Annotated in this window: 12 protein-coding genes and 1 pseudogene; 5 read left to right on the top strand and 8 right to left on the bottom strand. The window is 71.8% G+C overall.

Translation table 11 applies throughout. From position 1 onward, the window contains the following. Positions 1-17: 17 nt before the first annotated feature. Positions 18-602: an OsmC family protein gene (locus TBR22_RS00730; RefSeq protein WP_239491033.1), complete on the bottom strand. Its 585-nt coding sequence runs from the start codon at positions 600-602 to the stop codon at positions 18-20. A 147-nt stretch (positions 603-749) separates the two neighbouring features. Here TBR22_RS00730 and TBR22_RS00735 point away from each other — a divergent pair, with 147 nt between their 5' ends. The 3 genes and pseudogenes from TBR22_RS00735 to TBR22_RS00745 form a co-directional block, all read left to right on the top strand. Further along, positions 750-1,793, top strand: a complete 1,044-nt coding sequence (locus tag TBR22_RS00735) for a GlxA family transcriptional regulator (protein WP_239491034.1) — start codon at positions 750-752, stop codon at positions 1,791-1,793. Between the two features lie 46 nt (positions 1,794-1,839). Further along, entirely contained in the window at positions 1,840-2,208 is a 369-nt protein-coding gene (locus TBR22_RS00740) for an FKBP-type peptidyl-prolyl cis-trans isomerase (protein ID WP_239491035.1), read from the top strand. Positions 2,209-2,549: 341 nt separating this feature from the next. After that, positions 2,550-2,978, top strand: a pseudogene (locus tag TBR22_RS00745) (Kelch repeat-containing protein); the annotation flags it as partial. A 416-nt stretch (positions 2,979-3,394) separates the two neighbouring features. On the opposite strand, the gene TBR22_RS00750 reads toward TBR22_RS00745, so the two are convergent. Continuing rightward, positions 3,395-5,857: an HAD-IC family P-type ATPase gene (locus TBR22_RS00750; RefSeq protein ID WP_239491036.1), complete on the bottom strand. Its 2,463-nt coding sequence runs from the start codon at positions 5,855-5,857 to the stop codon at positions 3,395-3,397. A gap of 141 nt (positions 5,858-5,998) precedes the next feature. Here TBR22_RS00750 and TBR22_RS00755 point away from each other — a divergent pair, with 141 nt between their 5' ends. Then, positions 5,999-7,204 (top strand): serine hydrolase, encoded by a 1,206-nt coding sequence (locus TBR22_RS00755; protein ID WP_239491037.1) that lies wholly within the window; start codon positions 5,999-6,001, stop codon positions 7,202-7,204. A gap of 3 nt (positions 7,205-7,207) precedes the next feature. Here the strand turns inward: TBR22_RS00755 and greB are convergent, their stop codons facing one another. From greB to TBR22_RS00785, 6 genes are all read right to left on the bottom strand, one after another. Continuing rightward, positions 7,208-7,696, bottom strand: a complete 489-nt coding sequence (gene greB, locus TBR22_RS00760) for a transcription elongation factor GreB (protein WP_239491038.1) — start codon at positions 7,694-7,696, stop codon at positions 7,208-7,210. A gap of 90 nt (positions 7,697-7,786) precedes the next feature. Then, entirely contained in the window at positions 7,787-9,001 is a 1,215-nt protein-coding gene (locus TBR22_RS00765) for a glycosyltransferase (protein ID WP_239491039.1), read from the bottom strand. Positions 9,002-9,183: 182 nt separating this feature from the next. After that, positions 9,184-9,729: a GNAT family N-acetyltransferase gene (locus TBR22_RS00770; RefSeq protein WP_239491040.1), complete on the bottom strand. Its 546-nt coding sequence runs from the start codon at positions 9,727-9,729 to the stop codon at positions 9,184-9,186. 8 nt (positions 9,730-9,737) lie between these two features. Then, positions 9,738-10,757 carry a beta-propeller fold lactonase family protein gene (locus tag TBR22_RS00775; RefSeq protein ID WP_239491041.1) on the bottom strand — a complete coding sequence of 340 codons (1,020 nt, stop codon included), beginning with the start codon at positions 10,755-10,757 and terminating at the stop codon, positions 9,738-9,740. Positions 10,758-10,781: 24 nt separating this feature from the next. After that, positions 10,782-11,627: a carbohydrate-binding family 9-like protein gene (locus tag TBR22_RS00780; RefSeq protein WP_239491042.1), complete on the bottom strand. Its 846-nt coding sequence runs from the start codon at positions 11,625-11,627 to the stop codon at positions 10,782-10,784. Positions 11,628-11,765: 138 nt separating this feature from the next. Continuing rightward, on the bottom strand, positions 11,766-12,134 hold the full coding sequence (locus TBR22_RS00785) for a DoxX family protein (RefSeq protein ID WP_239491043.1): 369 nt from the start codon (positions 12,132-12,134) through the stop codon (positions 11,766-11,768). 238 nt (positions 12,135-12,372) lie between these two features. On the opposite strand from TBR22_RS00785, the gene TBR22_RS00790 reads away from it, so the two are divergent. Beyond that, on the top strand, positions 12,373-14,034 hold the full coding sequence (locus tag TBR22_RS00790) for a M20/M25/M40 family metallo-hydrolase (RefSeq protein WP_239491044.1): 1,662 nt from the start codon (positions 12,373-12,375) through the stop codon (positions 14,032-14,034). The last annotated feature ends 26 nt before the right edge of the window (positions 14,035-14,060 follow it).

The following is a 14,060-nucleotide window of genomic DNA, read 5'->3' on the forward strand; positions in this document are numbered from 1 at the left end:
GCCGCCCGGCGGGGGCCTCACAGGCGCATCCGTTCGACGATGACGGGCACGGGACGGCACACCGTGTTGCACACCGGCGAGTGGGCTTTCGCGAAACCGATGAGCTCGTCCAGCTCGGCCTCCGTGGCATTCTTGGCCCGCACGTCCATCTCGATGCGGATGCCCTCGTAGCCCGCCGGGACGTCGGCGAGCGCCAGCAGGCCCTGCAGGTCGATCGTGCCGGTGAGGCGCGTCCGGATCGACTCGAGCTCGATGCCTCGTGCGGTGGCGTGGAGCACCGTCGTGGTGGTCACGCACCCGGCGAGCGCGTGCAGCAGGAACTCCACCGGGTTGGCGCCCTCGTTACGCCCGAGCAGCACCGGCGGCTCGCCGTTGGTGAACTCGAAGGCCACCGTTCGCGAGGTGTCCTCGGCGCCGGCGCCGCGGAAGTCCTGGATGGTGGACCGATTCTCGCCGCCGGTCACCCAGCGGTTGCGGGCGCGGAACTCGAACTGCGCCAGCGCGGGGTCGGCCTTGAGCGCAGCGACCGTGGCGGTCATGCGGGCGACGTCGAGGCCGTTGCGTTCGACCTGGGGGATGGCGGGGGACATCGTGCTGGCCATGGAACTCCTCGTTTCCCGTCGCTGGCGCGGGCGTGATGCCCGGGGCGCCGCGACGATGGAGCGACGATATCGGGCGCACGGGCCGCCGGTAAGAGGACGCCGTGCCAGAAACAGGCCGTTCGTGCCACTTCGCGCGAGGACACCGCGATGCCGCAGTCGACGCCGCTCGAGACCCTGATCGTCGCCATCCCGGAGACCGCCGGGTCGGCCCTCTACGGCATGGTGGACGTGCTCAGCGCCACCGGCAGCGTGTGGCACACGCTGACCCGGACGCCGACCGACGCGCCGCCGTTCCGCGTGCGGATCGTCAGCCCGTCACGAGATCCGTTCAGGTGCGGTTACGGGATTCCCGTCGAGCCGCACGCGGCGATCGACGAGATCGTCCGCGCCGACCTGGTCATCGTGCCCGAGCTGTGGCTGGGCCCCGACGAGCACCTGAAGGGGCGCTACCCGGCGTTGCGTGACTGGATGCGCGCGCGTCATGCCGATGGCGCGCACCTGTACTCGGCCTGCTCCGGCGCCGTGCTGCTGGCCGAGACGGGGCTGCTCGACGGCCGCGACGCGACCTCGCACTGGGGCTATCAGGAGCTGTTCCGGCGCGAGTACCCGCAGGTGCGGTTCCATCCCGAGCCGAACCTGTGCTTTGCCGACGCCACGGGGCGGATCGTGACCGCCGGCGGGACGACCTCGTGGCACGACCTGGCGCTGCACATCATCGCGCGGCACGCCAGTCCCGGCGAGGCGCTGCGCATCGCGCAGGTGTACCTCCTCAAGTGGCACGACGAGGGCCAACTTCCGTACGAGCCGCTGGTGCGGGCCGGCAGCCACGGGGATGCGCTGGTTCGGACGTGCGAGCGCTGGCTCGCGCAGCACGGGTGCGAGCCCGGCGCGGTCGCCGGCGTCGTGGCGCACGCCCGCGTGCCCGAGCGCACCCTCAAGCGTCGCTTCAAGGCGGCGACCGGCATGGCGATCATCGACTACGTGCAGAACGTCCGCATCGAGGCCGCCAAGCGGCGGCTCGAGACGACCGACGAGCCCGCCGACGAGGTGGGATATGCCGTCGGCTATGAGGATCCGTCGTTCTTCCGGCGGCTGTTCAAGCGGAAGACGGGCGTGACGCCGGCGCGGTACCGTCGCGTGTTCCAGCCGGTCCAGCGGGCATCACCGATCGCCGGCCGACGTCGAGCCTGAGCCTGGGCAAGTCCGGCTCCGGAGGCGCGATGGTACCGTGGTGCGCATGATTGCTGCGCCTTCCGATGTCGCCGCGCCGCCCGCCGACGCCACCATCACCCCGAGCGGCCTTGCCACTCGCCAACTCGTGCCCGGCACGGGCACGACCCATCCCGGCCCCCGATCCCGCGTCCTGGTCCACTACTCGGGCTGGACGACCGACGGGAAGATGTTCGACAGCTCGGTCGCCCGCGGCGAGCCGATTGCCTTCGGCCTCTACCAGGTGATCTCCGGCTGGACCGAAGGCGTGCAACTGATGGTCGAGGGCGAGAAGCGCCGCTTCTGGATCCCCGAGAACCTCGCCTACGGTGGCCGCCCCGGAGCGCCTGCCGGCATGCTCGTGTTCGACGTCGAGCTCATCCGCATCGAGTCCTGAGCGACGCATCCTCGCCCGTGCGTTAACGGACGCCGTCGCCTGTCGTCCTTCCTGACCATCGGGACGTCCCCGGGGAACGAGGAGGATCGATGGAGGTGTGGAAGCCGATGGCGGTGGGTCTGGCGCTGATCGCCGTACTGAGAGGTGCGCCGACCCAACCCGTCACCCAGGGCGGCACCCTCAGCGCGGCTGCCGCCATGCTGGCCAGTCGTGCGGCCCACACGACCACCAGCCTCGCCGATGGCCGGGTGCTCGTCGTCGGGGGATTCACCGATCGGGCCGCACGGCCCGACGTCGAGTTCTACGAACCGAGTCGTCGCCGCTTCGTGGCCGGTCCACGCATGCAGGCGGTGCGGCACAGCCACACGGCCACGCGCCTGCGCGATGGTCGGGTGCTGATCGCCGGCGGCTACGGTGAGGGTGGACAGACGCTGGCCAGCGCCGAGATCTTCGATCCGCGCCGCAACGTCTTCACGCCGGTGGGCGCGTTGCACACGGCACGCGCCAACCACGTGGCCACGCGACTCGAGGACGGCCGGGTGCTGCTGGTCGGCGGCCTCGGCCGTGACTGGACCTACCTGGCGAGCGCCGAGCTCTTCGATCCTGCCTCGGGCACGTTCGCGTCGGTCGCGCCGATGTCGGTGCCGCGCGAGGGCCACGCCGTCGCCCTGCTCGCCGATGGCCGCGCGCTCGTCGTCGGCGGCCACGACGGGCCGCGTCGCAATCTCACGCTGCACCGGACGGCGGAGATCTTCGACCCGCGGACACGCACGTTCAGCCCGACGGGAATGATGACGGTGCGGCGTCACAAGCACGATGCCGTCCGGCTCGGCGATGACCGCGTGCTCGTGACGGGCGGATCGGACGAGCGCGACGGCGAGGGCGCGTACGCCTCGACCGAGGTGTTCGACCCCGCCACCGGCACCTTCGCGGCCGGCCCGTCGATGCGTCGGGCCCGCTACAAGCACCTCGGAAGTTCCACGGTCCTGGGCGACGGCCGAGTGCTGATCGCTGGCGGGAGCGAGGTCGCCGAGCTGTTCGACCCGCGAACCCGAACCTTCACCGAGGTGCCCGCCTCGTCGAGCCTGACCGGCCTGTTCTCGGCGGTGGCCCCACTCGACGACGGAGGCGTGCTCATCAGCGGCGGGTACGGACCCGGCCGGGCGCCGGCCCGCGCCGCGTGGATCTACACGCCGCCGGCGCGCGGCTCGCGCCACACGACGCGCGCGATGGCCTCGGCCAGCGCCCACGCCACCAGCGCCCCAGCGCCGACCGCCGCCCACAGCTCCAGCGGCAGCGAGGCGTCGCCCAGCATCGTCGACACCACCGGCACGGACGCGGCCAGCACCTGGACGGCCACGCCGCCCGCCACCGCGGCGTGGAGCCACGGGTTGGGCAGCGGGCGCAGCGACGTGTGCCTGGCTGGGTACGTCAGCAGGAGCTGACCGATCGCCATGAAGTGGAAGGCGGCGGCCCGCGTCACCTCGGTGCCGTAGCCGAGTCGGGGGAGGGCGACCAGGCACGAGAACGCCAGCAAGGCCTTCATGGTGCCCACCGCGACGACGAAGCGCACCGAGCCACGATCGAGCAGGGGCGCATCGGCGGGCCGCGGCGCCTGCTGCATGACGCCGGGGGTGCGGTCCAGCGCCAGCGCGAGGGCGGGCAGGCCGTCGGTCAGCAGGTTGATCCAGAGGATCTGCGCCGCCGTCAGCGGCAACACCAGCGCGCCGGCCGCGTCGCGCATGCCCGATGCGAACGCCATCAGCGCGCCCGCCGTCACCAGCAGCACCTCGGACAGGTTGGTCGAGAACAGGAAGCGCAGGAACTTCTGGATGTTCTCGTAGATGCCGCGCCCTTCCTCGATGGCGCCGACGATGGTGGCGAAGTTGTCGTCGAGCAGCACGAGGTCGGCGACCTCCCGGCTGACGTCGGAGCCGCGCTGCCCCATCGCCACGCCGACGTCCGAGCGCTTCAGCGCCGGCGCGTCGTTGACCCCGTCGCCGGTCATCGCGACCACGTGCCCGCTCGCCTGCAGCGCCTCCACGAGCTCCAGCTTCTGCTCCGGGCGGATGCGCGCGAAGACATGGGTGTCGGCCGGCAGGTCCTGCGCACCGCCCGCTCGTGCCAGGAGCTCCGCCCCGGTGAGGGCGGACCCGGCCGGGATGCCGACCTGCCGTGCGACGGCCAGCGCGGTGGACGGATGGTCGCCGGTGATCATCACGACGCGGATGCCGGCCGCGATTGCGGTGCCGACCGCCGAGGGCACCTCGGGGCGCGGCGGATCCCAGAACGTCACCAGGCCGAGCCAGGACAGGTCCGACTCGACGTCGCCCGGCCCCCAGGCGACGGCGACGACACGGAAGCCCTCGTGGGCGTAGGCGTCGGCCCTGGCGCTCCACGCCGCATGATTCCCGGTGGACAGGGCGCATCGACCCAGCAGCACCTCCGGCGCGCCCTTGACGTAGCTGGCCAGGTGATCGCCCTCGCGCACCGTGACGCGCGAGAACTTCCACGCGCTGTCGAAGGGCCGCTCGGACACCACCGGATGCTCGCGCCGCAGTGACGTCACGTCGACTCCCTGGGCCTCGGCATGCCGCAACAGGCCGAGGTCGAGGGGATCGCCGGCGCCCGTCGCGGCGTCGGCCTCGTTGGCGAGCACGATCGCCATCAGCGCGCGTCGCGCGTCGACGGCGTCGAGCGCGTGCACGTCCATGCGGCTCTCGGTCAGCGTGCCGGTCTTGTCGGTGGCGATCACCGTCACCGAACCGAGCGCCTCGACCGCGGCCAGGCGGCGTACCACCGCTCGCTGCCGTGCCATCCGCTCGACGCCCAGCGCCAGGGCCACGGTCAGCACCGCCGGCAGGCCCTCGGGCACCGCCGCCACCGCGAGCGCCACGGCGAAGACGATCATCTGGGGGGCGTGAGCGAGTCCCTCGGCGGCCACGCCGAGCAGGCCGAGCACGGCGGCCAGGGCGAGCACGGCGTGGGCGATGCGCCGGCCCAACGCGTCGACGCGCCGCTCGAGCGGCGTGCGGGTGGCAGCGATGTCGCCGAGCATGGTCGCCAGCCGTCCCATGGCGCTCGCCGCGCCGGTGCGCGTCACCTCCAGGAAGGAACGGCCCCGCACGAGCAGGGTGCCGCTGAAGGCCTCGTCACCGGTGCCGCGGTCCACCGGCACCGACTCACCGGTCAGGATGGACTCGTCGAGCAGCACGCCGTGCGCGTCGCGCAGCGAGCCGTCGGCGCACACGCGGTCGCCTGCCTCGAGGCGCACCCAGTCGCCGGGCACGATCGCCTGCGTCGGCAGGTGCACCAGCGTGCCGTCGCGCAGCACCCAGGCCTGCGCGGCCGATAGCGCCTTCAGGCGCGCCAGCGCCGCCTCCGATCGTCGCTCCTGATACAGGCCGAGGCCGGCGTTGAACAGGAGGATGAGACCGATGGCCGTGGCCTCGACCGGCCAGCCATGCCGACCTTCGTAGGCCCACAGGCCGAGGTCGAACGCGAGCGCGAACAGCAGGATGAAGATGAGCGGGCTGTCGAACTGCCGAGCGAACCGCAGCCACACCGGTGGACCCGCGGTCTCCGGCAGGGCGTTCGGCCCGAAGCGCTCCAGGCGTTGCGTTGCGTCAGTCGTCGAGAGACCGTGCATGCGGCACCCGATGCAGTGTGTCACGTCCGCGTGCCGCGCCACCGCCCACGGCTCGCAGCCGCCTCACTCCCGCCACGATCGTGCGCCATGATGGGCCCCGCGATGACGCGGCATGGAGCCACGGGTCGCAGCGGAGCACCCGTGGCACGACCCTGGAAGCGTCTCGAAACCGTGCTGGCGCTGATCGCACTTGCGGTCGGCGCCGTCATCGCCTTCGTCTTCGGCCTGCACGTCTACGTCACCTCGACGGCCGAGACGCTTCATCCCGATGCCCGACGCATCCCGTCGACGGCCGCGGCCGCGCCTGCCTCCGAGTGGGTGAGCGCCGCCCAACGCGCGCAGGCCGCGGTGCGGGCGCGCATCGTCTCGCAGAACCTGCCGGGTGTGTCGGTGGCGGTCGGCACGGGCCGCCACGTGGTCTGGGCCGAGGGCTTCGGCTGGGCCGACCTCGAGACGCGGGCCGTCGTGTCCCCCGACACGCGCTTCCGGATCGGCACGGCCTCGATCCCGCTCACGTCCGCGGCGGCCGGCCTGCTGATCGACCGCGGCAGCCTGACGCTCGACGCGCCCATCCAGGTGTACGTGCCCGAGTATCCGAAGACGACGTCGCCCGTGACGCTGCGGCAGGTGATGGGCCATGTCGCGGGCCTGCGCACCGACAGCGGCGACGAGGGTCCACTCTTCGGCCAGCACTGCGAGCGGCCGGCCGACGCCCTCGCGCACATCGGCGATCCCTCACCGCGCGTCGCGCCCGGCAGCGCGTACCGCTACTCGCGCTACGGGTTCATCCTCGTCAGCGCAGCGATCGAGACGGCCGCGGCGCAGCCGTTCCTCCGGTTCATGCGCGATCGCGTCTTCGAGCCGCTCGGCATGGAGAGCACGCGTCCCGACCCCGGCGATGAACACGGCGCGGGCCAGGCAGTGTCGTACTTCCCTCGATACTCGGCCGACCCGCGCTACGGCGTCGACTCGATGCGATCGCTCGACTACTCCTGCTACGCGGGCTCGAGCGTGTTCGTGTCGACGCCGACGGACCTGGTGCGCTTCGGCCTCGCCATCAACGACGGCACGCTGCTGAAGCCGGAGACCGTGACCCTGTTGCAGACCCCGCTCCGCCTGGCCGACGGGAAGGACACCGGCTACGGACTGGGCTGGGACGTCGAGACCTACACCCTGGGTGGCGCGCCGGTGCAGGTCGTCGGCCACGACGGCGACCTGCTCGGCGGCATCGTGAGCACGCTGCTCGTGTGGCGCGAGCGGGGGCTGGTGGTGGCGGTGGTGTCGAACACGTCGTATGCCGACACGCCAGCGATTGCGCGCGACGTCGCCGAGGCGTTCGTCAGGTAGGCCCTACCCCAGCGTCTCGTACCTCACCTCGACCACCTCGATGCGCTCGTCGCCCTTCGGCGCACGCAACGTGACGACGTCGCCCACCTTCGCGCCGAGCAGCGCCCGCGCCAGCGGTGCGCGCCACGAGATCCGCGCGTCGCCGTTGTCGATCTCGTCGACGCCGACGATGGTGAGTTCGCGCGCCTGCCCGGACTCGTACTCGATGGTCACCGTCGCGCCGAAGCGCACCTGCGTCAGGCCCTTGCCGGCGTTGTCGACCACGACGGCCTTGTCCAGGCTCTTTGACAGGTAGCGGATGCGCCGATCGATCTCGCGCAACCGCTTCTTGCCGTAGATGTAGTCGCCGTTCTCCGAGCGGTCGCCGTTGGCGGCCGCCCAGGCCACGGTGTTCACCACCGGCGGGCGCTCTTCCTTCCACAGGCGCGCCAGCTCGTCCTGGAGTCGCTTGTACCCGCCGGGAGTGATGTAGTTCTTGACCTCGTCAGCCATGTCCGTGCGAGCGACGCCCGGGTCGCTCCGCTCAGCGCACAGGGTAGCGTGTTTGCGCGGAGGCGTTGCCGTCGGCCAGGCGCCAGGCCGCTACGGGCCGGCAACGAGGCGCTCGAGAGCCTCGACGGCGACCTCCACACCGTCGAGCCTGATTGTCGGCGCCAGCGCGCCGGCGCGCCCGACGACGTCCGGAGCCAGGGCGCGCTCGACCGCGTCCTGCAGCGACGTCGCGCTGGGTGGCCCCGCCGGATGCGCGACTCCGATCCCGAGCGCGGCGACGCGGCCGGCCCAGTAGTGCTGGTCGTACTGATGCGGCACCACCACCTGCGGCACTCCTGCTCGCGCCGCCGCCGTTGTCGTCCCCGCGCCGCCGTGGTGGACGACCGCCGCGACCCGTCGAAACAGCGCCATGACGTTGACGTCGCCGATCGGCAGGCAGCTCGTCGTCGCGTCGGCGAGCGCGTCGTCGAACCAGCCTCGCGACACGACCACGCGCACCCCAAGCGAGGCGGTGAGCGCGCGGATGGCGCCTGCCGCGTCGCCGCCGGCGCGCGTGCTGCCGAAGCCGATGTAGACGGGCGACGCGCCGGCGTCGAGGAAGGCCACCAGTTCCGGCGCGAGCGGTTGCGTGTCCTCGAGCATCCAGGCGCCGGTCTGTCGCACCTCGCGCGCCTCGCCCGGCCAGGGTCCGAGCACCGGGTCGGCGGCGAGCCATGGTCGGTCCGTGAACATGTGCGCGCGGACGTCGCCGACCGCCGGCAGGCCGAGCCCGGCCCGACGCTCGTCGAGGGCCTGGCCGAACAGCGTCGTCATCCGCTCGGCGTCCTCGGCCCATGCGGCCGCCACGTCGCCGGGTGCCGCCCTGCGGCCCGGCACGGCTGGCGGGGGATGGTGGGGCGATGGCAGGACCGTGGCCGAGTAGGTCGCGAACACGTACGGCACGCCCACGTGCTCCGCCACGGATCGGGCCGCCACCTGCAGGGCGCTGGCCGCGACGATGACGTCGCAGTCCACGGCGACGGGGAGCAAGGCATCGAACTGCGTGCCGACCGTGCCGGCGGCCATCTGTCTCACCTGCTCCGGCGCCGGCGGCGCCGGCGGCGCGCCCATCGGCCGAGCGGCGGCAAACGCTCGCACCGACGGCCCCACGGGCGTGAACGCGAGTTCGTGCGCCGCGATCCAGTCACCGAAGTCCGGCGGTGCGCACACGCGCACCTGGTGTCCGCGCCTGCGTAACTGCACGCCGAGCGCCACGAGCGGCTGCACGTCACCTCGCGATCCGATCGTCGTCAACAGAGCACGCATCAGCTGGCCTCCTCGATGGCGACACGCGGTCCTTCCGCGGTCGGACGTGGAGCACCGTACCGGATTGACGACCAGTGCGGGAGCCTGTTTCCGTGCTTGACGTACGGCGTACGATCCTCGTGGCACCCTCGACATCCACGCGGCGACGCCGCCTCGGCACACCGCGGCCGATGATGCCGGGGCTAGCCCCGTCGTCGCGGCGCGGGCGGCGTGTCGATCCAGTAGCGACGCTTGGGCGCGCGAAGCTCCGTGCCCTCGATGATGTTCTCGAGCACGCCGCCGTTCTTCTCGATCACCCGGATCGAGCCGATGTTGTCGTCGTCGCAGGTGACGAGCACGCGCGAGAGCCCGAGCTGCATCCGGGCGAGGTCGAGCGCCTGCCGGAGCATCTCGGTGGCGTAGCCCCGACGCCTGAACTCCGGAACGACGGCATAGCCGATGTGACCGGCCACCCGCTCGAGCGCTGGCGTGAGCTCGTGTCGTAGCGAGACGCGGCCGACGACGCGACGACCGACGAAGGCGAAGAGGAACGTCGACGGCACCTGGCCGACGCCGAGGTGCTCGCCGCGCTCCCGCGCAGCCAGCGCGTCGAGGTACTGCGGCATCGACATGCCGTCCTGGTACAGGTGCAGGAAGGTCGGCACGTCGAGCGACGTGGCGGCGTGCGCCCGCAGGAGTTCCGCCTCGTCCTGCAGTCGTGGCCGCCGCAGTACGAGGCGGTGCCTCATGCGGGGCATCAGGGGCGCGCCACGACCCGCGTCGTGTAGGCGACGCCATCAGGCGTGCCACCCACCGCGAGGTGCCCGAGCACCGTGCGCGTGGCGGGGTCGATCACGGCGACGCGCGTCTCGGCGCTGAGCGACTGGAACACGTGACGGCCGTCGGGCGTGATCGTGACCCCCTGGGGCGCGCCAGGCAGCGGCAGGATGCCGATCACGCGGCGCGCGGCGCGGTCGATGAAGCGCACCTCGTTCAGCGTCGGGTCAGGGACGATCACCTGGCGACCGTCGGGCGTGAACAGCATCCGGTAGGGCCACTTCAGGCCCTCGGCGGCCCTGGTCACGGCGCCCGTCGACGGGTCGAGCACGCTCACCTGGCCGGTCTTGTTGCTGCCTACCCACACTTCCTTGCCGTCGGGCGTCACGTTGATCGCCTCGGGGACCTCGGGAACGGGATAGCTGCGCACGGCGCGCTTCGCCGTCATGTCGAGGGCGGTCACGGTGTGGTCACGCATGTTGCCCGTGTAGCCGCGCGTGCCGTCGGCGGTCACGCCGACCATGTGCGAACCGCCGGCGTCGGTCGCGATGGCGTGCCGCACCACGCCCTCGACCACGTCGACGACGACGACGGCCCGCGTCTGTTCGCAGGTGACGGCGACGAGGCGGTTGCCCGGCAGGAACACGATGCCGTGCGGGGCCCGATGCTCGCCGAGGTCGATCGTCCGCGCCACCTTGAGCCCGGGCACGTCGATCACCGTGAGTGTCTTCCGCTCGCCACCGTAGTCGGTGATCACGGCCAGCGAACCGTCGGGCGACAGGACGATCTCGTGCGGGTTGGTGCCGGTGGGCAAGGTGGCCAGGGTGCGCCCGGATCCGACGTCGACGATGGTGGCGGTCGAGGGCGTCTTGTTGGTGACGACGAGCGTGCCCGAGAGTCCGGCGACCTGGGCCGAAGCGACGGAGGCGGTCGCAGCGAGCGCGACGCCGGCTGCCACGAGGGGCCGCAGGAGGCGGAAGGCGGGAGTGGTGTGCGACATCGGGGGCGTGTCTCCGTGAACGAATCAGCGAGGCGGGCCGCTGACCGGCTGCGTCGAGAAGCGGACCTTCGTGAAGAGCTCGGGGACGTGCGAGTCCCACACGCCGTGGGAGCTCCAGGCCCAGCCGCCGGGATCGGCCGACGGCGGCGCTTCCTTGTACGTGTTGAACCGCGAGAAATCCATGCGCCACTCGTCGCCGTCGCGCGGCGGGAGGGCGCGGCGGTCGGGCATCGCGAGCGGCTCGAGCGACGCCCAGGGAATGCGGAGCTCGACGGTCCAGCCGCGGTCGCGGTCGCGGGGATCGTTGATCGTGCCGTCCACGTGCACGGCCGTCTCCAGCCCCGGCATGTCCCAGTTCCAGTAACCGATGCGCGGGCCCCTCGGATGGTTCTTCAGGCCGACGCCGTTGAAGGGCCTGACGCCGGGGCGGCCGCGTTCGAACTCGGGGCGACTCGCGTAGCCCGACGACTCGAACGCGCGCTCCCAGATGAAGAAGACCTCGTAGATGGTCCCGTACGCGTTGATCTCGAACTCGTAGTACGCGTCGCGACCCGCGATGAAGAGCTCCACGTCGTTGTTCGTGTAGATCAGTGAGTCACGCGTGGTGAGCGTCGCCTCGACGAACGGCTCCTCCACCCAGTAGCCGACGTACAGGTACTGGTCGTCCCACAGGACGGCGGCTCGCGTGTCGTGGATGCCCGGCGCGCCGCCCACGAGGTGCGCGAACCGCGGCGACCTTTCCGCAGCCTGCCAGTCGCGCTCGTCCAGCCGGCCGTCGATGACCAGCGGCCCGGTGGCGCGCCTGGCCGTGTACTCGGCAATCCGGTCCTCGGGCCACGGGAAGGGCCACGGCTGCGCGTGCGTCGCCATCGGCACGCATGCTAGCAGGGCAGCCCAGGGGACCAGGGACCAGGGACGGGTCACAAGGGAGGCGAGGGACAAGGGAGGAGGATAGAACGGGGAGGAGGGGACGAGGAAGGCAGGGTGTGACATGCCCGGCCGCACGTCTCATCCCCGTATCGGCCGTACGCGCCAGCGGCCCCAGGCGACCACCAGGATCATGGCGAGCAGCACCGTTGTCGTCACCGACGATTGGTACTCGCCGCGCGCGACGTGCGTGACGGTGGCGCCAATCATGATCGGCACCAGGCCGGCCGCGGCCAGGGGCACGAGCCAGGGGGCGATGCGCGTCACCCCCGGGACGATGAGCCCGATACCGGCGGCGACCTCAGCCACGCCCAGGAAGTACCGGAACGGACGCCAGAGCGACGCATCCATCAGCACCGCGAGCTCGGGCGAGGGGAACAGGAACATCAGGCCGTGCGCGAGGAACGCCGCGGCGAGGAGGATCTGGAGCGCCCACAGGAGCACGTTCATGGCCATTGGACAGCGGCCCGCCCCGGAAGTCATCGCCGGCGCTGGCCGCCACTCCGTCGGTCGTCGGTCGCGTCACTCCCGGGCGTTCTTCTCATCCCTTGTCCCGACCCTTCCGTGTCCCTCGTCCCTTGTCCCTTGTCCCTCGTCCCTTGGGCACTCGTCCCTTGTCCCTTGTCCCCCTCGTCACTTGCGTACTCGTCCCTTGTCCCTCGATCACCCTGTGCTAGCGTTTCCCGCCATGTCCCTGCTCGGATCCCGGGTGATTCCCGCCCTCCTCGCCGTGGCCGGCTCGGCTGCCGTGCTCGTGGCCGCCGGCCCCGAACCCATCGACCATGCGGTCAACGCCCGCATCAGGGCCGAGGCCCGCGATCGTTCGCAGATCATGCAGACCCTGCACGTCCTCACCGACGTGTACGGCCCGCGCCTCACCGGCTCGCCCAACCACAAGGCTGCCGCCGAGTGGACCATCGCCGAGATGAAGCGGTGGGGATTCGACGCCGGTCGCCTCGAGGAATGGGACTTCGGCCACCCGGGCTGGCTCAACGAGCGGCTCACCGCGCACGTCATCGCGCCAGTGAAGGACGCGCTGGTTGCCGAGGCGCTTGCCTGGACCAACGGCACGAACGGTCCGGTCAAGGCACAGGTGGCCCATCTGGTGCTGCCCGAACGGCCGACCCAGGCGACGCTCACGGCCTTCCTCGCCGACAAGGCCGCCGCCGTGGCCAACCGCATCGTGATGGTGGGCGCGGTCACACAGGTGCCGGTGAACTTCTCGCCGGCGCCGCTGCGCCGCGACTACGACGACCTGGCGGCGATGTTCGACCCGGTCAACCCGCGCGCGCCCCAGTTCCCGGGCGGCCCGGCGGCGGGTCCCGGCCGCGGGCCGCAGGCCCCCGACCCGTCGCGCCTCACGCCCCGGCAGGTCGCCGAGCAGGTGGACGCGTTCCTGGTGGCCAACAAGGCCCTGGTCCGGATCAACGACGGCGGCCGCGATCACGGGCAGATCCGCGCCTTCAACAACCCGAGCTTCGACGGCGCGAAGACGGTGCCGACGATCATCCTGCGCAACGAGGACTTCGGCCGGCTCGCGCGGCTGATCGCCGCCGGCCGCACGGTCGAGCTCGAGGTCGACGTCGTCAATCGCTGGTATCCCGAGGGACGCACCTCCTACAACGCCATCGCCGAGATCACGGGCACCGACAAGGCGCAGGAAGTGGTGATGCTCGGCGGTCACCTCGACTCCTGGCACGCCGCGACCGGCGCCACCGACAACGCCGTCGGCGTTGCCGTGATGATGGAGGCGGCGCGCATCCTGAAGGCGATTGGCGTCAAGCCGCGCCGCACGATTCGCGTCGCGCTGTGGGGTGGCGAGGAGCAGGGCCTGCTCGGCTCGAAGGCCTACGTGGCGAAGCACTTCGGCACGGCGGAGAGCCCGCTGCCCGAGTACGCGACCTTTGCCGGGTACCTCAACGTCGACTCCGGCACGGGGCGCGTCCGCGGCGCCACGGTGTTCGGGCCCGACGAGGCCGCGCGCATCCTGCGCGAGATCTTCGCGCCCTTCGAGGACCTCGGGTTCGTCGGCGCGACGGCCACCAGGAGCCGTCGCACGGGCGGCACCGACAGCACGTCGTTCAACGCGGCGGGCCTGCCGGGCATCGGCCTGATGCAGGACCCCATCGAGTACGGGTCGTACACCTGGCACACCAACCTCGACACGTACGAGCGCGTGGTCGAGGCCGACGTGAAGAAGAGCGCGGCGATGATCGCCTCGGCGCTCTACCACCTGGCGATGCGCGACGAGATGCTGCCGCGCTTCACGAAAGCGGAGATGCCCGAACCGCCGCCGGCGCCCGGCGCGACACCTGCTCCGACCGCCTCGCCTGCGGCGACGCGGCCTTAGCCACCTGCACGACCAACGGCGGGGTG

The organism is Luteitalea sp. TBR-22 (genome assembly GCF_016865485.1).
Classification (GTDB): domain Bacteria; phylum Acidobacteriota; class Vicinamibacteria; order Vicinamibacterales; family Vicinamibacteraceae; genus Luteitalea.

Coding starts and splice junctions, on each gene's coding strand:
- TBR22_RS00730 (WP_239491033.1), bottom strand. CDS start 602: ATGGCCAGCACGATGTCCCCCGCCATCCCCCAGGTCGAACGCAACGGC.
- TBR22_RS00735 (WP_239491034.1), top strand. CDS start 750: ATGCCGCAGTCGACGCCGCTCGAGACCCTGATCGTCGCCATCCCGGAG.
- TBR22_RS00740 (WP_239491035.1), top strand. CDS start 1,840: ATGATTGCTGCGCCTTCCGATGTCGCCGCGCCGCCCGCCGACGCCACC.
- TBR22_RS00750 (WP_239491036.1), bottom strand. CDS start 5,857: ATGCACGGTCTCTCGACGACTGACGCAACGCAACGCCTGGAGCGCTTC.
- greB (WP_239491038.1), bottom strand. CDS start 7,696: ATGGCTGACGAGGTCAAGAACTACATCACTCCCGGCGGGTACAAGCGA.
- TBR22_RS00765 (WP_239491039.1), bottom strand. CDS start 9,001: ATGCGTGCTCTGTTGACGACGATCGGATCGCGAGGTGACGTGCAGCCG.
- TBR22_RS00770 (WP_239491040.1), bottom strand. CDS start 9,729: ATGAGGCACCGCCTCGTACTGCGGCGGCCACGACTGCAGGACGAGGCG.
- TBR22_RS00775 (WP_239491041.1), bottom strand. CDS start 10,757: ATGTCGCACACCACTCCCGCCTTCCGCCTCCTGCGGCCCCTCGTGGCA.
- TBR22_RS00780 (WP_239491042.1), bottom strand. CDS start 11,627: ATGGCGACGCACGCGCAGCCGTGGCCCTTCCCGTGGCCCGAGGACCGG.
- TBR22_RS00785 (WP_239491043.1), bottom strand. CDS start 12,134: ATGAACGTGCTCCTGTGGGCGCTCCAGATCCTCCTCGCCGCGGCGTTC.
- TBR22_RS00790 (WP_239491044.1), top strand. CDS start 12,373: ATGTCCCTGCTCGGATCCCGGGTGATTCCCGCCCTCCTCGCCGTGGCC.